At 45.4% G+C, this 18,621-nt stretch carries 11 protein-coding genes; 4 read left to right on the forward strand and 7 right to left on the reverse strand.

Going from position 1 to position 18,621, the window contains the following annotated elements; translation table 11 throughout:
• Window positions 1-16: 16 nt before the first annotated feature.
• Window positions 17-772 carry a class I SAM-dependent methyltransferase gene (locus tag ACFW2W_RS19975; protein WP_378182168.1) on the reverse strand — a complete coding sequence of 252 codons (756 nt, stop codon included), beginning with the start codon at window positions 770-772 and terminating at the stop codon, window positions 17-19.
• Between the two features lie 431 nt (window positions 773-1,203).
• Here ACFW2W_RS19975 and ACFW2W_RS19980 point away from each other — a divergent pair, with 431 nt between their 5' ends.
• The 3 genes from ACFW2W_RS19980 to ACFW2W_RS19990 all read left to right on the forward strand — a co-directional run bounded on the left by ACFW2W_RS19980 (window position 1,204) and on the right by ACFW2W_RS19990 (window position 5,055).
• On the forward strand, window positions 1,204-2,409 hold the full coding sequence (locus ACFW2W_RS19980; protein WP_378182171.1) for a hypothetical protein: 1,206 nt from the start codon (window positions 1,204-1,206) through the stop codon (window positions 2,407-2,409).
• A gap of 66 nt (window positions 2,410-2,475) precedes the next feature.
• Entirely contained in the window at window positions 2,476-4,347 is a 1,872-nt protein-coding gene (locus tag ACFW2W_RS19985; protein ID WP_378182174.1) for an iron uptake porin, read from the forward strand.
• A 498-nt stretch (window positions 4,348-4,845) separates the two neighbouring features.
• Complete coding sequence (locus tag ACFW2W_RS19990; RefSeq protein ID WP_378182177.1) at window positions 4,846-5,055, forward strand: hypothetical protein; 210 nt, start codon at window positions 4,846-4,848, stop codon at window positions 5,053-5,055.
• A gap of 35 nt (window positions 5,056-5,090) precedes the next feature.
• Here ACFW2W_RS19990 and ACFW2W_RS19995 read toward each other — a convergent pair whose 3' ends face one another.
• Window positions 5,091-10,349: a caspase family protein gene (locus ACFW2W_RS19995; protein ID WP_378182180.1), complete on the reverse strand. Its 5,259-nt coding sequence runs from the start codon at window positions 10,347-10,349 to the stop codon at window positions 5,091-5,093.
• A 957-nt stretch (window positions 10,350-11,306) separates the two neighbouring features.
• Between ACFW2W_RS19995 and ACFW2W_RS20000 the strand changes: the two genes are divergently transcribed.
• Window positions 11,307-11,474 (forward strand): hypothetical protein, encoded by a 168-nt coding sequence (locus ACFW2W_RS20000; protein WP_378182183.1) that lies wholly within the window; start codon window positions 11,307-11,309, stop codon window positions 11,472-11,474.
• A 410-nt stretch (window positions 11,475-11,884) separates the two neighbouring features.
• Here the strand turns inward: ACFW2W_RS20000 and ACFW2W_RS20005 are convergent, their stop codons facing one another.
• The 5 genes from ACFW2W_RS20005 to ACFW2W_RS20025 all read right to left on the reverse strand — a co-directional run bounded on the left by ACFW2W_RS20005 (window position 11,885) and on the right by ACFW2W_RS20025 (window position 17,884).
• Window positions 11,885-12,343 carry a phosphate-starvation-inducible PsiE family protein gene (locus tag ACFW2W_RS20005; RefSeq protein ID WP_378182186.1) on the reverse strand — a complete coding sequence of 153 codons (459 nt, stop codon included), beginning with the start codon at window positions 12,341-12,343 and terminating at the stop codon, window positions 11,885-11,887.
• Between the two features lie 124 nt (window positions 12,344-12,467).
• Window positions 12,468-13,322, reverse strand: a complete 855-nt coding sequence (locus tag ACFW2W_RS20010; RefSeq protein ID WP_378182189.1) for a nitrate ABC transporter ATP-binding protein — start codon at window positions 13,320-13,322, stop codon at window positions 12,468-12,470.
• Window positions 13,323-13,476: 154 nt separating this feature from the next.
• Window positions 13,477-15,477, reverse strand: coding sequence for a nitrate ABC transporter ATP-binding protein (locus ACFW2W_RS20015; protein WP_378182192.1), 2,001 nt, complete (start codon window positions 15,475-15,477; stop codon window positions 13,477-13,479).
• Between the two features lie 101 nt (window positions 15,478-15,578).
• Window positions 15,579-16,412: a nitrate ABC transporter permease gene (gene ntrB, locus ACFW2W_RS20020; RefSeq protein ID WP_378182195.1), complete on the reverse strand. Its 834-nt coding sequence runs from the start codon at window positions 16,410-16,412 to the stop codon at window positions 15,579-15,581.
• 101 nt (window positions 16,413-16,513) lie between these two features.
• Window positions 16,514-17,884, reverse strand: a complete 1,371-nt coding sequence (locus ACFW2W_RS20025; protein WP_378182199.1) for a CmpA/NrtA family ABC transporter substrate-binding protein — start codon at window positions 17,882-17,884, stop codon at window positions 16,514-16,516.
• Between the last annotated feature and the right edge of the window lie 737 nt (window positions 17,885-18,621).

The following is an 18,621-nucleotide window of genomic DNA, read 5'->3' on the forward strand; positions in this document are numbered from 1 at the left end:
GAAGCCCAAAATTATATTATCCCTCCAACTTCTGAAACACCATCAAATGCTGCTGAGGTAAAAAGCTTTTCGTTTCCACCCATTGCAAACCCACCGCCGACATTTCTTTACGCACTTGCTTCTGAGTCATTTTGTGCAGCGCTTTGATCAAAATAAACGGATTTTCACCACGATACTCAACTAAAACTACACGTCCACCTGGTTTAAGCGCCTTCACAAGTGCTTCCATCACTTCTCTGGGATACTCAAATTCGTGATAGGCATCCACCATTAACGCTAAATCAACACTTGCTGTCGGCAGATTCGGGTCTTTAATGCTAGCTAAAATCGGCTCAACATTCGTAATATTTTCCTCCTTTTTCATAAAATTAATCATATCGAGCATCTCCGGCTGAACATCCACCGCCAGCACCTTTCCTTGTGGCACGAGGGGAGCAATGCGAAAGCTCATGTATCCTGTCCCGGCTCCGATATCTGCCACAATATCAGTGGGTTTCAAGTCGAGGGCATTCACCACTTTAGAAGGTCGCTCCTCAGCTTCTCGACTCGGTCGTTCCAGCCAAAATGCTCCCTCATGTCCCATCACTTTGGCGATTTCTCGACCCATGTAAAACTTGCCAATCCCTTCTGAGCTATGGTTGCGCCGTTCCTGATAAATAGCGTTATCAGAAGCAATTGTATTCGCTAGTCCCGTGTCAGCAGGATTGAGCAAGAAACCGCCTATAATTACCAAAACAATCCCTGCTACACGTAATCTTTTCAAAGTTTCCATCCTTGCTTTACCTGAATATGCCTCAGCCTTGTGCTATTTGCTCAATTTAGCACCCAGACAGTCAGGAGCATATCATTCGATTCTTTAAAATCTTCCGAATTCCCGAAGAAACGGCTGTATGAAGAATTGGATGTATTAGGAAGTAGTCGGTGATGCGTAAGCGTTGCGGCTGCGAGAGCAGCATCGCGTTCATCTACAGAGAATATTTGTATAAACAATTACAATAATATCTTGAGTAAGAGCGGAAGCGATGTATTCTCTATTTGTTAAAGAAGTTTAACTTTTTAACTGAGTATTTGGAAAACTTTTAGTAGTTTTTCCATTGCAATTACTCAGTAGTTGTAGGGTAAAAATACTCATAATTTGCGTATTTAGTAGGCATTACCCACCTTACTTAGCCGACCTAAATTCATCATTCAAGGTATGCAACGATGGCAAGACAGATTTGGTCATTAAGTCTAAGTTTAATTATTAGCAGTCTCCTAGGGCTGTCTGGAATGGCTCCGGGACTGGCTCAGCAAGATGAACTCACCCGTGCTGAAGTTTACAAACTGTTAAATAATGTCCAACTATTCTTAAGAAACAAGCCAGCCCGACCTGCCAAAAAAGCGGATATATTAGCGCCTAGAGATGCCCTAAGGACTGCGGCGCGTGCGAGAGCGGAACTACTCTTTAATGAAGGTTCTTTGGCGCGAATCGATCAGAGTACCACCTTCCTATTTAAGCCAGGTCTGCGCCGCTTTCAACTCACAAATCGCGTTGCTACTGAAACAGTATTACAACTGAAAGATGGCATTGCTTTAGTGATTAATCCACCCGGAAGTGCAGTGACGACTGTGGAAACGCCAACCAGTACAATCCAGCTTCAGTCGTTAGCAACCTCAGCAACCCCCGCTGCACCACTGTCACCATCGCAGGGTAGCAGTGCAGTCATGGTCGTGTACAACGCTGCTACTAACACGGCACAACATTTTGCCCTCACTGATGGTGTAACAATAGCGACTCCTACAGGCAGCAATCCCGTTTCCTTGAAAGGGGGGCAGGTTGTAGTCGCCTCAGCGGGCGGGGTGGGACAGCCAGTAGAATTTGACCTTCAGGGGTTTTATAGCACGATTACGCTAGCAGCAGGTCTGGGGCCGGGGCAAGAAAGTATCGTTGCTCAAGAGTCTTATGCGGTTCAGCAGACACTCAATATTGTTCGGATTAGTACGTTGGCAGCAGTCAGAAATCAAGCGAGAAGAATCAGTAGTTTTGAAACAACTTTCTTAAGAGATGCCCTGACTGGTGGGGATAGCAATTTCGATGGACAAAAAGGAAAAACATCCGTTTTGATTTTCAACCCAAGCGTCACTACTGGAGTTTTCACAAGAACGGGTGAAAATACTGCTACTTTTACGGCTACTAATGGAACAGTCAGCAGCATTAGTGTAGATTTCGATACCCAATCCACCACAATTAATAACAATGCTGGTGTCTCTAATTCGGTTGGTTTGAGTGGCAATAATGCATCTGCCACAGTTATCAATGCTAATGGTACAGTCACTAAAATTCAGGTTTTTGGTGTAGGAGGGAAAGAACCTAATGTCGGCAGTTCTTTTCCGGGAACGCTGACAACTGGGATTGCACCTGATAGATAACTAATTTTCAGCAGATTATCAGGGCAGAGAAATTTGCGTTTCTATTAACAGGTGTGAGGTAAAATTGTGGACACTAAAGATTTTTTATTCTTATTCGGAGTATCAGCTTTATTTTTATCTAAACCAGCGATCGCGGCAAATCCGACTGATGGACTAATCCCACTTGGAGATTCTCCAGCAACCGAGGAAAATGAGCGGCGGATTACACCCTTAGTATTGCCGCAGAGTGGTGTATCCAGCGCTCCAGAACAGTCTTCTCGCGTCTCCTCATCACGAACGCCTAAAAGCGAACCGGTTCAACCGATTGATATTGCAGACAATACTCCTGTAACTGCAAGCTCAATTTCATCTGGCGCTGACGAAATACGCACCGACGAAATCGTGCAGGCGACTTCAGAAGAAGCGATCGCGCCGAATGCTACCGATCCAGTCTCACCCGATCTTCTCACTCAGAATGAGGTACAGGAGCCGGAACCAGGTTCGCCTGACAGCAGCATGGAGCAGGTGACACCCGTATTTCAACTGTCGGATGTGCAACCGAGTGACTGGGCGTATCAGGCATTGCGATCGCTTGTAGAACGTTATGGCGCAATCTCTGGTTATCCAGATGGCACTTTTCGGGGAAACCGTGCCTTAAGTCGCTATGAATTTGCGGCTGGATTGAATGCAACCTTGGAAAAAATTCGAGAAATAACTGCTTCTAGTTTAATCGACAAAGTCCGTAAAGAAGACTTAGAAACACTGCAAAAACTCCAAACAGATTTTGCGACTGAACTCGCTACTTTACGAGGTCGTATCGATAATCTGGAAGCTCGAACTACTTTCTTAGAAGCGCACCAGTTTTCTACAACTACAGTTCTGGGGGGAGAAGTCATCTTAGGATTGCAAACAGCTGCTGGAGGCGACCCTCCCGGAAGAGGAGAAAGTAACACCGTTCTCACTCATCTGACACAATTGCAACTCCTTTCTTCTTTCACAGGTAAAGATGTACTGCGATTAGGATTAGCAACGGGTAATTTTGCTAATCGTGGCTTTACAAATTTTGAGTCGCTCAACACCAATATGGCTCTGCTTTCTTATCAAGCAGATTTGGACAATCAGATTGAGCTGAATTCGCTGGAATATCGATTTGCTGGTTTTGGCGATCGCGTTGTTTTTACCCTGAAACCTGTCGGCTTTAGCTTAAGCAGTGTTCTCAGTCTTAATACCCCTTACTCTGATGCTGGACAGGGAGCCATTTCGCGTTTTGCGGGAGGAAATCCCGTTTTTAAAATTGGGAATTTGGATGCTGGGGTAGGCTTTGATTGGTTGCTTTCAAATAAAGTTCGCTTGCAATTTGCCTATGGCACCAGAAATGCTAATAATGGCGAAGAAGGTTTATTTAAATCGGAGCATAGTGCTTTGGGAATACAGCTTTTACTTAAGCCCAGCTCCAGCATCATCACTGGTTTAGCTTATGTAAATGCCTATTCCAGCGATGGTCGATTAGATACTTTTACAGGTAGCAATAATGCCGATGTTTCTGGGGGTTTCAATGAGCCTTCCCAAATTCATGCTGTCAGCGCTACTTTCCAATGGCGATTGAATCCTAACATTACCTTTGGGACTTGGGGCGGTGCAATTTTAACCAATTCTCTAAAATCAGATGCACTGGCTTTAACCACCACTTACCTTTTTTCTTTAGGCTTCTCCGATCCATTTGGCAGACAAGGAGATTTGCTAGCTTTTCTAGTTGGTCAACCGCCGAGGCTGAATGCAGGTCTTCTAATTGAGGACGTAGATGATGGAAATTCCTTGCATTACGAGGTTTTTTATCGCTTTCGCGTCAGTGATAATCTATCCATAACTCCAGGCTTTTTTATCGTTACTGACCCCGGACACATTTCCAGAAATAACGATATTTTTGTAGGAGCAATTCGTACTACTTTTAGCTTTTAGTTATCAGTTGCATATAGCAGTCCTAAATGATTCGTGAAGGCGATATCCTAGGGCAACTCTTACGAAGTCGGGGATCTGAACCAATACGGTTCGGTTAAAAATAATTGTAGGTTGGGTTGAGGAACGAAACCCAACAAATGCTTATGTTTTGTTGGGTTTCGTTCCTCAACCCAACCTACGCGAACTTTGGTGTTTTTGGCTTTACATTCTCTCAGCAAAGGTATATTTGCCAAAGTTGGGTTTCGTTCCTCAACCCAACCTACGCGAACTACGCGAACCTTGGTGTTTTTCACTCTACATTCTCTCAGCAGAGGTATATTTGCCTACGCGAACCTTGGTGTTTTTGGCTCTACATTCTCTCAGTAAAGGTATATTTGCCAAAGTGGGATGCTCCCTTCAGTAACTTTGTCTATCTTCTGACAATGCATATCTCCTGAGAAACCAACCTATTAATCATTACGGCTCAAGTGAGCTACTGTTTCTCGCTCGGAGGGAGCCATGAAAACAAAATATTTCTCCCTTGTATTTACTTCCTTACTGACTTTAGGGCTAATTGCTTCAGTTAATCCATCTGTTCAAGCCAACTCAGATCCTTCTCAAAATAATACCGCCAAAACCGCTTTCAGCATTACTACTGAAACGCCCCAAGCATACAACCCACCGGATCGGGGATATCCGGAACGTCGAGAAGGTGCAGGTAGCTACTAAGGGGGCTGATTAAAAAGAAAACGTTGAGTAAAGTGTTACGTCGGATTGCATAGATGAGATTCGCTCCGATTCACATTTTGATTAGTTTTCAGATAATCACGCAAGCGATCGCATCCTCGCGTCAGTAAGTTATCTAAATCCAAATTCCATAACCTGACGCCGCTATCTTCACTTCCACTAATCAATGTGCCATCTGGACTAAAACTGATGCTACTAATCTTTCCGGAATGTCCAAGAAGTGTTTTGATCGGGGTGGCATCGGCAATATTCCAAAGTTTAATCGTGTTATCAGCACTGCCCGAAACCAACACTCGTCCATCTCGACTGAAACTAATACTTGTCACTCCGTCACTATGTCCTGCAAGCGTATTGATCGGGGTGCCGTCTGCGACTTTCCAAAGCTTAATCGTGTTGTCCCAACTTGCGGTTGCAAGAATTTTGCCATCGGGACTGAAGGCAACAGATGAAATTGCTAAGCCATGCCCCTGCAAATTTTTTACAGGCATTCCTTCTGCATTTTTTTTAGTTCCTATATTCCATAGTTTCACAGTATTATCAGCGCTGCCAGAAGCCAGAAATTGGCTATCAGGACTGAAACTGACACTGTTTACCGCATCGCTATGTCCCCTTAATGTTTGGATTAATGTGCCATCTGCTACACGCCACAGCTTGATCTTTTGGTCGGCACTACCAGAAGCCAACAGTTGACCATCCTGACTGAAACTGATGCTAGTCACCCCATCAGTATGTCCTGTCAATGTTTGAATTAAAGTCCCATCGCGCCACAGCTTAATTGTTTTATCAGCACTGGCAGAAGCCAGTAGGGGCGAGGTTTTCCCACCTTTACTATCAGGACTCCAAGCGACAGCGGTAATGGTAGATTGATGTCCGCTCAGGGTTTTAATTAACGCTTTCCCGGTGATGCCATCTCGACGCCAAAGTTGGATTGTTTCATCCCAACCCGCAGCAGCAAACATCTTGCCATCGGGACTGAAACTCACACTATAAACGCCACCCTCGGATGTTGTTTTCATATTATTAATGGTCCAGATTCTAACAGTTTTGTCTGCACCAGCAGAAGCCAATAGGGGCGTATCCCGCTTCTTAGCATCAGGACTAAAACTTACACTCAAAACTTCTGCGCCATGCGCTTTTATGGTTTTTACAAGTGTTGCTTCTGGACTAGATTTAGTATCTATGCTCCACATTTTTACGGTACCATCAGCACTAGCAGAAGCTAAGAGTTGACCGTCGGCGCTAAAACTAATGCTATTGACTTGATTAGTGTGACCTTCAATAGTTTGCAATAATTTGCCGTCAGCATTCCAAAGCTTTATCGTGTTGTCACCACTGGCAGAGGCGAGGATATTTTGAGAGGAGAACGCGACATGAGTAACGCGATCGCTATGTCCTGTAAAACTTTTAATTAACGTGCCATCGCTGCGCCACAGTTTGATTGTTTTATCTTCACCGGCAGAAGCGAGAATCTTGCCATCTGGACTAAAACTCACACCCCAAACCCAACCAGCGTGTCCGTTCAATGTTTTGAATAAAGTGCCATCAAGACGCCACAGTTTCACCGTTTTGTCACGGCTAGCAGATGCTAAAAACTGACCATCTGGGCTAAAACTGATACTTGTTACCCAATCTCCATGTCCGGTGAATGTTTGCAGTAATGTGCCATCAAGACGCCAGAGTTTGATAGTTTTATCGGCGCTAGCAGAAGCAATCAAATTACCATCTAGGCTAAAAGCGACACTGATAACCCTCTCTTTGTGTTCTAAAGATTTGATTAACGTGCCATCTCGACGCCAAAGCTTCACCGTATTGTCATCGCTAGCAGAAGCCAGAAAATTCCCATCGGGACTGAAAGTAACGCTATTCACTTTTTGAGTGTGTTGCTGCAAGCGATCGCTCTCTTGCGTTTCCTCAACCGCTTGTCCTAAAGTCGCTACCGTTCTCACTTTGGTAACTTCAGGTGCAGAAATTTGCTTGAGTTGTTGCCCCGCTTTAACACCGGCAATCAACGCTTCTAATTGCTGATTTGATAATAAAAGTGCTTCCGATGATGCATTTAATGCCTCAATTTCCCGCACCTGCGCCGCTTGTTTTTGCCCAAAAGCCAAGCCGCCGAAACCAAAAGCAGCAAGTCCTAAGACACTAATCGCTACAACAGCAGCTTGAGCCTGTCTCAGTCTTCTTTTTGCCTGTAATTGTTGCTGATGTCTTTCTTCTAGACAAGCTTCAATAAATCGCTGTACATCTGAAGATAACTCATCCGTGTACTTGATATAAATTTCTTCGGCTTCCGCTAGCCGGACTCCTCGCAGTAAAAAATCAGATTGTTGACCACTTTGCTGCCATATTTGAGCTGCTTGCTCAATCTGGCGTTCTTGTCGCAATCGCTCCCGATTTTCCTCCAACCACCAGCGCAATGTTGACCAGTGGCGGATTAAAATTTCATGGGCAACTTCTACAGTTACTTCCTGTTTCAATAATTGTAAAGAAGTTGCATCTAAAGTCTCTGGTGCTTCGCCCCGACTTTGCGCGATCGCATCCGCATCGTCCTCCAAGTCGATCGCAACCAGCTTGGCATTCGTCAAGACTTGCAGCGTTCTCTCCACTAAGATTGCTGGATATTTCTCCACCACTAAATCTGATTTAAATACCCGCCGTCGAGTATCTTCTGTTCCTTCTCCCAGCTGAGTTAACGACAAGAAAATCCAGCGAGCGCAACCTTGAGCCTCCGGGTCTAAACTATCGTAAACTGCTTGTGCTTTTCGCTCTAAAGCTCCTTTGAGTCCACCAATTTTCTGAAAATAAGCTTGTAGCGTTAATTCACCCGCATGACGGTGTTCCCACAACTGCTCTAAAACAAATTCTAGTAAAGGTAAATCGCCTGCACTCGCGTGGGGGGAACCGCTGCCATACAACTCCTGACATAAAACTTCAACCAAATCTGCTTCTACTTTTAAGCCGACTTTTTCCGCTGGATTAACAATAACGCGGCGATAGTCGTCCTCCGTTAAACCGGGTGGAACCAATACGCTCGACTGCTGTAAAATTTTTGCGAGTGCCGGGACTTCTAAACAAGCGGCGATGAAGTCTACCCGCAACGTGAGGATCAGCTTAAAGCGATCGCCTGCATAGTTCACCGCCCCCATCACCAATTCTAAAAAGCGCTCTGTGTCTTCGGTTGGAGCCAGCGTGAATAATTCCTCAAACTGATCCACCACCAAAACTACCATTGGCTCAGTTCGGCTACGCACCCAGTAAACAAAGCCTTCTACCCCCTGATACAACATTCCTTCTAGTTGCTGTTGTTGGTAGGCTTTTTCCCTGTCCGTACCGGGATCGACCAGCCGCCGCGCCAAATTTTCCAGGGGACGTGCGCCTGGTATTAGCTGCCGAATCCACCAGCGATCGCTTCCAGGTAGCTGTTTACCCTGCCGCAACTGAGCGATTAATCCCGCCTGCACCACCGAAGATTTACCGCTGCCAGAAGCGCCGACAACCGCCAAAAACGATCGGTGTGCCAGGTGGTTAATCAGTTGCTGCGTTAAATTTTCTCGACCGTAAAAGTATTGTGCATCTTCTTCCCCGAATGCTCTCAACCCCCGGTAAGGGCAGAGTCCTAAATCAAAACCTTCTGTTTGTTCAATGCCGCGCGATCGCGTATTTCCCGGAAAAACTTCAATGACGCCCTGTGCGCCTGATAGCCAAACCTGAAACGGAATGCCGCTTCCTGCCAAGGAAACTTGTAATTGAGTAATCCACCCGGCTGCTGTTAACCCAGTTGGTTGATTAGCTGCAACTAAAGTATCAAGTAAAGCTTGGGCGAATTGTTCTGGGGCATCCGTTGGAGCGATCGCGGCGATGATACACTGTCCTTGCTCTGAGCCAACTTGCAAATCTTCTACCCAATCTGAACAAGAGGATTGGTAATCTTCTCGGCTCCTCTGCTGGTATATCCCTTCCGGACAATCCAAAATGATAATGTGTTGAGTAACCGTAGAGTGACGTAGCTGTTGCCTCAACCAAGAACGACTCAGGCGAATATCATCTCCCAGTACCAACATCGCCTCCCCAGCTTCAGTTTCCTCAATGTGTCCGCGCAGATACAATAAAGCCGTTGTCGGTTCAGTTTCAAAGACAAAAGGCGATTCTCCGTTGGAGACACTACGCGATCGCAAGCACTTAGCGATCGCTTCCCGTACATCCGATCCATCAGTTCCCCGTCGAGACCAGTATTCCAATTCAAAGCCACCCGCACCGCGTAGCACCTTGCTCAACGCAAGAGTAATCTGATTGCTAGCCAGTCCCTCTACCACCAGTGCTTGTCGCGGATAGGGCGATGCCACACCCACGGGTTTAAGTCCCAGAATCAGTTCACCAACCCCTTCCACAATCCGCTTCGGCGTTTGTAGGGGATATTCTGGATGCAACTGACTTTCACCGCGACCGCGATGCTGCTGGTTAATCAACCGCAACTGCTGGTTCGTTTTATCTATATATTGCAGCGTCTGATAATAAACATATCGGTAAAGCCCATCCGCCTCAATGACGCCCTGTGCATCTGCCGCCTCACCCTGCAATCCCCGCATTAAATAGTAGGTAAACACCCCATGCCCTAATTCTGGAAACTCCCAGGATTGTTGCGCTTGATCGCAAGACAGCAAAGCATAGAACCCTTTACTTTTTTGCGCCCGTTGTCGCAAAACTTCCACAAGTTGGGGTGTCGGATTGGGCAATGATTCTGCTTGTTCTCCTCTCGCCCCCCATAATGTCATGCCACCACTATGACAAGCATCCAGCCACACTAGCTGCTGATGTGCGAGACTATTTCCCAACCCCTGCAACAGTTCCTGCAAAGATAAACCCGTACCGAGTAAATTGTCCTTCTGGGTATCGGCAAGACACAAAACCGCCTGCTGTCCGGACGCAGAAACTCCACCCCTAGACGGTTCTAGCATCCCGTGTCCCGAAAAATAAAACAGAATCGTATCCTGTGGTTTAGCCGCCGCCGCAATTTGCTGCAAACTGGTACGAACCGATGCCAACTGGGGCAACTGGGCGGCAAAATCGTGATGAATTCTCACTTCCTTTTGCGGAAATCCCTGAGTTGCGCCTGCCAACGCATCTGCCAATCCCTGACAATCCACTGCGGAGTAGCGCAGAGAAGGTAATCGCTCATCCCGGTATTGATTTACTCCCACCAATAGCAACCAAAGTTTCGCTTGCCCAGTTTCTAAGGCAAGCGTTGAGCGACTGGTACCAACGCTGACTGGAGACATTTTTTTAGGGATTGGTAATTAGAAAAAAGTTTTAGCTACTCGTGAAGGCGAGATCCCCGACTTTTCCAAGAAGTCGGGGATCTGAACCGCTGGCATCTCACGACTCAAATAGGATTGCTATAGATTCAGTTCTAGCACAGTCCGCTTTGTGGCTCAAGAAAACACCAACTGTGGCACTAATTGCAGTCATGACAACAAGCGATCGCGCAAGTATTTTTTTTTCTCCTGTAAATGATCGTGCATTCGGGTTTGAACCTCTTCATTCACTGAATAGGTTGACCTCTGTTGTTCTATGCAGAAAAATCGTAGGTTGGGTAGAGCGTAAGCGAAACGCAACAAACTGCTCAAAGGGAGCCAACACATCCGAGATTTGGATAGTCTTTCAGGGTTGACCTCTGTTGTTCTATGCAGTTTGAGCTAGGATGCTATCAGGAAAATTTTTAAATTTGCAATAATTATAAATAAAAACAGCTTCCCCGACATGAGGAGAAGCTGCGATTCAGATGAAACGTTTTATTTGCTTACATGAACGATGTTTTCCTAACGGAGTACAGGTGAGATCGTTAAGTTTTACCCCAATATCCGATTGCCCACCCCTGCTGAATTCCGCTGAGGATTTAATGGAACCTAACCCGGCTAGCACCTCCTCTGTGTCTACCATTGGGTGCGCTTCGGTCTGCTGGTGCAGGTGCGACGAAACACGCGGATGAGCTTTCTGGTTTGGCAATTTGTGTCTGTCTTTCCGCAGCACAAGTAAAGTCTTGAGGTGCTGCAATTGGATTTACTAAACCTATAGCCAATGCTGTACTAGAAGCCACGATTAGGTAACGTTTCAACATAGCAGAAATACTCTAGCAATAACGCTGTTTTGCTTTAAAACCCTTTCCTTAACTACATAGGTTTGGCTTGCTTTTTGTATGCACTGTCCTGATTCACCCGTTCAGGCTAATCAGGACAGTGCAATTGTTAGCACGGATGCGCGTAGGACGGAGTCTGGCGCGAAGCGATCGCTTTGAGCCATACTTGGATTTCTTTGTAGCTACAGAAACCTTCTGGATATGCGTAATTCTTCTCGTAGTTTGGCTTCTACTGGCGGGGGGAATTCCTTTTTTCGTCCTGGGCTGATTTGGATATTTAATAGTTGTGCTAACCTGCTCAGTATTCCCAAAAGCCATCAGGATACCTATGCAGCATTATTTTCGGTAATCTATATTAGCTAGGATGCTATTAGGGAAATTTAAACTTTATTTTAAAGACTTAGAAATAAAAACAGCTTCTCCAACATGAGGAGAAGCTGCGATTCATAGGAAATATTTTTACTAATTTAGATTGACGGTTTTTTCCGAACAAAGTACAGGTGATAACGTTAAAATTTCCCCCAATATCCGACTGCCCACCACTGCTGAATTCCGCTGAAGATTTAATGGAACCTAACCAGGCTCAGTTAGCACCTGCTTTAAGTTTTGCATTAGCTGCGCTTTAATCTGCTAGTGAGGGTGCAAATCTCCAGTTCCCAAACTGCCTTATTTGCGAGGCTACTTGGCGTTCATGTAGCGAATAATCCAATAACTAATTGAAAGAGATAAAAGGGCAATCCCCAACCCAATTATATCAACTCCTGATGTTTTTTCTAAATCTAGAATGATAATTTTTCGAGCAACGGCGATTAAAGAAGTAACAATTACTAACTCAACTTGAATAACGTGTTTTTTTAGATAGGCAGTGATATTTTCTAAAATTTCAAGAGCAATTAAAACATTCAAAAACAGTCCGAATATTTTGAATAATGTTTTCGTGAAAGGCTCATCTGGTTGACCAGTTAGCATTTCTACCAAAACAACTCCTAGATTCCAAATTGCTACCAGGATAACTAAGATCATAGCAACTGAAAGAACCTTAGAAACAATGCCCTCTATCTTTTCCAGCCCGTGCAGGAAGTTTTCATCTTTGAAAGCTGCTCTAATTTGTTTTGTTAACCTCTTGCTTATCCACATTTTGCCAATCTCTTTTTATAGACACACCATTCAGATTATTTTAAAACCGTTAGTATTTTTTATACTTAACGCGGTAAAAGGCAAAAGGAAAAAAGATGCGTTATTTTTCCTTTTGCCTTTTGCTTTATTCGTCGTGAGCAAAGCGATTGTAGAGGAAATCCAAAGCGCGATTTCGCAGTTTGTAGTATTGCGGATCTTCCATAATTCGGGCGCGATCGCGCGGACGTGGAAAAGGAATTTCCATCACCTCGCCAATCTTAGCATGAGGGCCATTCGTCATCATTACTAAGCGATCTGATAAAAACAAAGCCTCATCAATATCGTGAGTAATCATTAATACAGTCGCTCGGTTGTCGTTCCAAATTTTCAGCAATTCTTCCTGTAATTCTTCCTTAGTAATTGCATCCAACGCTCCAAAAGGTTCATCTAGAATTAAGACTTGGGGACGAATCGCCAAAGCACGGGCAATACTCACCCGCTGTTTCATCCCGCCGGATAGTTGGGGCGGCTTTTTGTCAGCAGCTTCTGTGAGTCCCACCATTGCTAAATGGTCTCTTACAATCGCCCTTTTTTCAGCTTCCGGCTTATTAGGATAAACTGCGTTAACTGCTAGGTAAATATTTTCAAAAGCAGTCCGCCAAGGCAACAAAGCGTAATTTTGGAATACTACCATGCGGTCTGGCCCCGGTTGGGTGATGCGCTTAGAGCCAACCCGCACCTCGCCGCTGCTGGGCGTACTAAAACCCGACACCATATTTAGCAGCGTTGATTTGCCACACCCAGAGTGACCGATGATACAGATAAACTCGCCTTGCTGTACGGTGAGGTTAACGTCTTCCAGCACCGTGTAAGAACCTTTTGGCGTTGGATAAACTTTGGAGACATTTTCAATCACCAAAAATGGAGAACTAGGATTTTGAGTTTTGAGTTTTGAGTTTTGAGTGAAAGAAGTTGGAGTTTGAAAGTTAAAAGCTTGCATGGCTGTAGAGAGGGTAAATAAACTGTGGGAGCAAAATTGGGCGATTAGAAATCGCGGCTACACGAGACTTTACCTACTTTCGCAAGTTTTAAATTCAGTCCGCGTAAGCGGTGTTTGTATAGCCGCGAATTACATTCGCCGGGGTTTCTGTTAATTAGGCTGCTGTCTTCGTCCTTGAATCGATGACCACTTCCGCAACTGAAAAATCCTGTTTAATCGCCAGACTGTTGAGATAGGCTATCGGGTCATCGGCGTTAAAAGGAGTGCCATCGAACAGTTGAATTGCGCCGCGAGTATAACTAATATCAAGACCCAGTTCTCGCGCTGCTGTGCTAAACGCACCAACTCGACAGACTCGTTCCAGAATTTCTACCCAATTTCTAGGGAAAGGAGTATCGCCCCAACGCGCCAGCTGCGTCATAATCCAAAGTTGCTCAGTTCGACTGGGACGGTTGACTCCACCTTCGCCGTAAAACTGGTGATGGGCATACTCGCGCATTGGATGGTCTAAGCTACAGGCGGAGAAGTTTGGTTCTCCCATCTGGATGTAAGCCAAATCGGTACTTACATACTCCCGCCGCGCCAAAATCTCCCGAATCTCTTGGGCATTCGCCGTATCTGCACAGTATTTGCAAGCTTCCAAGAGAGCTTTCACTAAGGCGATGTGGGTGTTAGGATAAGCTGCTGCCCAGTCTTCCCGCACCCCTAGAACTTTGCCTGGGTGTCCCAGCCAAATTTCTAAGTCTGTCGCAATCGTAAAGCCAATTTCTTCCTCGGCGGCGCGGAGATTCCACGGTTCCCCGACGCAGTAACCGTCAATCGTTCCGGCTTGCAAATCCACGATCATTTGAGCGGGAGGGATGGTTTTGAGGGATACGTCGCGGTCGGGGTCAATGCCCCCAGCTGCCAGCCAGTAACGCAGCAGCAGGTTGTGCATGGAACTGGGATGCACCATTCCCATCCGGTGCTGACCGGGAGTGCGACGCAGGTAATCTTTAAAATCAGATAAGCTGTACACGCCTTGCTCGTAGAAGCGCTTGGCGAGGGTGATGGCGTTGCCGTTGCGGGTCATGGTCAGGGAGGTGACGACCGGAACCGGGCGGTTCTCATGACCTCCCAGGGTTAACCAGATGGGCATTCCGGAGGGCATCTGGGCAGCATCCAAATATCCGCCAGTTATACCATCGGTGATTCCCCGCCAGCTGGTTTCGCGCATCAGGTTGACTTCATCCAGTCCATGCTTAGTAAAGAAGCCTTTTTCCTTTGCAATCGCTAGAGGCGCACAAGCGGTTAGGGGTAAGAAGCCAATATCAAGATTAACTTTTTCTAGTCCGTGACGCGCGATCGCTGCCGTCTTCCTCGCCCGAATTTTCTTAATCCGTTTCTGCTGATTGAGGAAATAAATCATCTCACTCCGCAAGCTGTAGTAGCTGGGATGTTCTACGACTTCCATCCGCTTGCGGGGACGAGGAATATCAACTTCCAGAATTTGACCAATCTTGGATTCTGGCCCGTTGGTGAGCATTACAATTCGGTCAGACAACAGCACTGCTTCATCGACATCGTGAGTCACCATAACGGCGGTGACTTGGTTTTCTTCGCAGATTCTCATCAGCTGTTCTTGCAAGTTACCCCGCGTCAGCGCATCTAATGCACCAAACGGTTCATCGAGTAGCAGTAACTTGGGACGAATCGCGAGGGCGCGGGCGATCGCTACCCTTTGTTTCATTCCACCGGATAATTGAGCGGGTGGTTTATCGGCAGCATGACGCAACCCTACCATATCGATATGCTGCTCGACGATTGCTTTGCGTTCCCCGGCTGGCAAATCTTTCATTACCGAGTTGACAGCTAACGCAATATTTTCCCGTACTGTGCGCCAAGGCAATAGGGAATAATTTTGGAATACTACCATCCGGTCAGGGCCAGGTCTAGTAATGCGTTGTCCTTCCAGCGTCACTACACCTTCCGTTGGCAAATCTAAACCCGCCACCATGTTTAACAAAGTGGATTTACCACAACCGGAGTGACCAATCAGAGAAACAAATTCTCCCTTTTTTATCTGGAGGTCAATTCCTTTGAGGGCGACATAGGTGCCACCTCCGGCTAACGAAAAAACCTTATCGATTTGGTCAACGGCAACAAAAACGCTCATGGTAGTTGGTGATTGATAATTAGTAAGTTGGTGATGACTGATGGGTGATTGGTAGTAGGTAATAGGTAGTAAGTAGTCGCTTTTTACCCATTACCCATTCTCTACTTCTGTCCTTCGGGTAAAATCCGCGTTTCGATCCAAGCCATCGCTTTATCTAGCAGCAGACCAACAACACCGATGTAGATTAAAGCCAAGATAACTTCGCTAACTGCGTTATTCTGATAAGCTTCCCAGATAAAGAAGCCAATCCCGACAATACCTGACATCACAATCTCTGCTGCGATAATCGCCAACCAAGCCAAACCAATCGCAATTCTCAAGCCTGTGAAAATGTATGGTAAAGCAGCAGGGATGAGAATATTGAAGAAGTATTCTTTCCGTGAAAGTTGCAGAACTTTGGCGACGTTGTTGTAATCTTGAGGAATTTGCTTCACTCCCACAGCGGTGTTTATCAAGATAGGCCAGATTGCCGTAATAAAAATCACGAAAAGGGCGGCTGGTTCGTTTTGGCGCAAGGCTGCCAAAGAAATTGGTACCCAAGCTAGAGGCGGTACAGTTCGCAATAACTGGAAGATGGGATCTAAAGCTTTGGACATCATTTTATTCGTACCAATCAAGATGCCCAAGGCAATGCCTACAATTGCTGCTAAGGAGTAACTAATAGCTACCCGTTGTAAGCTGGCGAGAATCTGCCAAAACAAGCCTTTGTCCGTACCACCTTTGTCATAAAAGGGATACAGAATCAGTATCCAAGTGTCTTTGATAACCTGAATGGGGCCTGGTAGTGTCGCACCCGGAGTCCAAGAAAACAGCTGCCACGCGAGGAGGAAGATAGCGATCGCAATAAATGGCGGTATCAGGTCGGGAAATTGTTTGTTCAGGCGGGATAACCAGGTGTTCTGGGAAGCAGTTGCACGTCTTTGTAGCGTTGTCATGGACAGTGTTCTCCTAAACTTAAACTTGGCTAATGGGTAATTGGTCTATTGGTTGTTGTCCGTTGTCTGTTGTTGGTTATCAACTAACTGCTGACAACCGACTAAGCTTTCACCTTCTTGATTTTCAGTTGTTGCAGGTAAGCTGTGGGATTCTCTGGGTCAAACTTGACACCATCAAAAAATTCTTCAACGCCACGAGACGTACTTGTAGGGATGTCGGCAGCAGAAATTCCGGCTTCTTTGGCAGCTTCTCGCCAAATATCTTCCCGATTGACTTTATCAATAAGGGTTTTAGCATTTGCCAATGTAGATTCAGGCAAAAATCCCCAGCGGACGCTTTCTGTGATAAACCAAAGATCGTGGCTCTTATAAGGATAAGAAACACTTCCTTTTTCATCTTTCCAGTAATAAGATGCCATTGATTTATCATCAATGATGCGACCATCGCCCATATCGTATTTACCCTGGAATGGTTCTGCCAGTATTTCGGCTGGAAGATTAAAATAATTTCGTCCGCCAAGAATTTCAGACGCTTCTTTCCGGTTATCAAAATTATCCAACCACTGCTGCGCTTCCATAATGCCTTTCAAAAGCGCTTTGGTTGCTTTAGGATTTTTATCAACCCAATCTCCTCTCAGGGCGAAGTATTCTTCGGGGTGATTTTTCCAAATTTCCGCTGTCAATGCTGAAATGAAGCCAATCTTATCTTTAACGATTCGATAAGGCCAGGGGTCGCCTGTACTAAAAGCGTCCATCGTCCCCGTCTTCATATTGGCAACAGTTTGAGCAGAGGGTACGGGAATTAATTTAACTTCAGTATCTGGATCGATGCCGTTTCCAGCTAACCAGTAGCGAATCCAGAAATCCTGGTTAACTTGTGCAAAAGTATAAGCAGCGGTAAAAGGAGTTTTTGCGGATTTTAGTCCGTCAAAAAATGCCTTCGCCTTATCCATTTTCACCTCAAGACCTTTTCCTAGATGCTTGCTAGCAATCGCAATTCCATTTCCATGAGTAATCAACTGAGCCAGCACGTACATGGGAATTTTCTGATTACCTTTGGTGATTAAACCTTCAGTAATGAGATGCGGCATTGGCATCTGATATTGACCACCATCAACCCCGCCACCCACTGAACCAATTTCGGTGTTATCCCGCATAGAACCCCAGGAAGCTTGCTTGGAAAGTTCGACTCCAGTCATGCCATACTTGGCAAAGAAGCCTTTTTCTTGAGCAATAATAAAAGGAGCTGCTTCTACAATAGGGATATATCCTAGTTTTACTTTGGTCGTTTCCGGAGCTTGTTCTGGGCTAATATTAGCGGCAGGAGCAGCACCAGGAGTTGTCTGTGCTTGAGTGCTGTTTCCCGGTTCGGGAGGATTTCCTAAACAGCCTTTGAGCAATAAAGACCCCATTGCGGAGGCTCCAGCAGTTAGGATGAATTTGCGGCGTGAAAGTTTAGAAAATTCGCTCATAAGGTCTCCTTGCTACAATCTTGTTTAGTATTTTGAACAGAAAAGCTATCTTAATCAAAAGAACGCTTTTTGAACGCAAAAGCTATGCCAATTAGAGGCATAACAAACCGATTTCCTGCAATGGTTAAAGGTTTAATGCACTAAAATTGACGGTTGTTTGCTACAACCAAGTCGCAAACCTAGTGATAGATCTACGGCAATTAGCTTTAGGAAAACTTGCTGAGGCTAGTCGCGCTAGCTTCTCTGCGTCAGGTAACGCTGCTTGCCCTCTGCGTTAAAAGTAAATATATCACCTTAATCAGTGAGCGCATAGCTAAAAAGCGTTACTTATCAGTGGAATCTTCAATGGTATTTATAAATTTTTTCTTTAGATTTAGACGCATAATCAGCTAAACTAATAGGCTGATTAATGGGTGATTATCTAAACTCCTGAATTTGCGATAAAAGCTAACTAAAGGCAGCGCGATCGCTCGAATTGCATAAATCAGGCAGACTTGTTAATGAAAAATCCAATGGTAATCATAGAAATTTCCTTGGATGTCATCGCTCAACCGTATAAACAGCCCAATTAAGTTTTGCTTATTTAACCTATTTAATGAGGTTTATCTAATTTCCTCAACTTGAGGCGATCGCTGATGCTGAATTCCTTCATCCCTCCAGTCTGTAGGGAGAGCTAAAGTTATCGTCAATTCCCGCCTAGTGCAATAGACAGACGGGTGACTTTGGTAGATTACGCT

It is taken from the genome of Coleofasciculus sp. H7-2 (assembly GCF_042747725.1).
GTDB lineage: Bacteria > Cyanobacteriota > Cyanobacteriia > Cyanobacteriales > FACHB-T130 > FACHB-T130.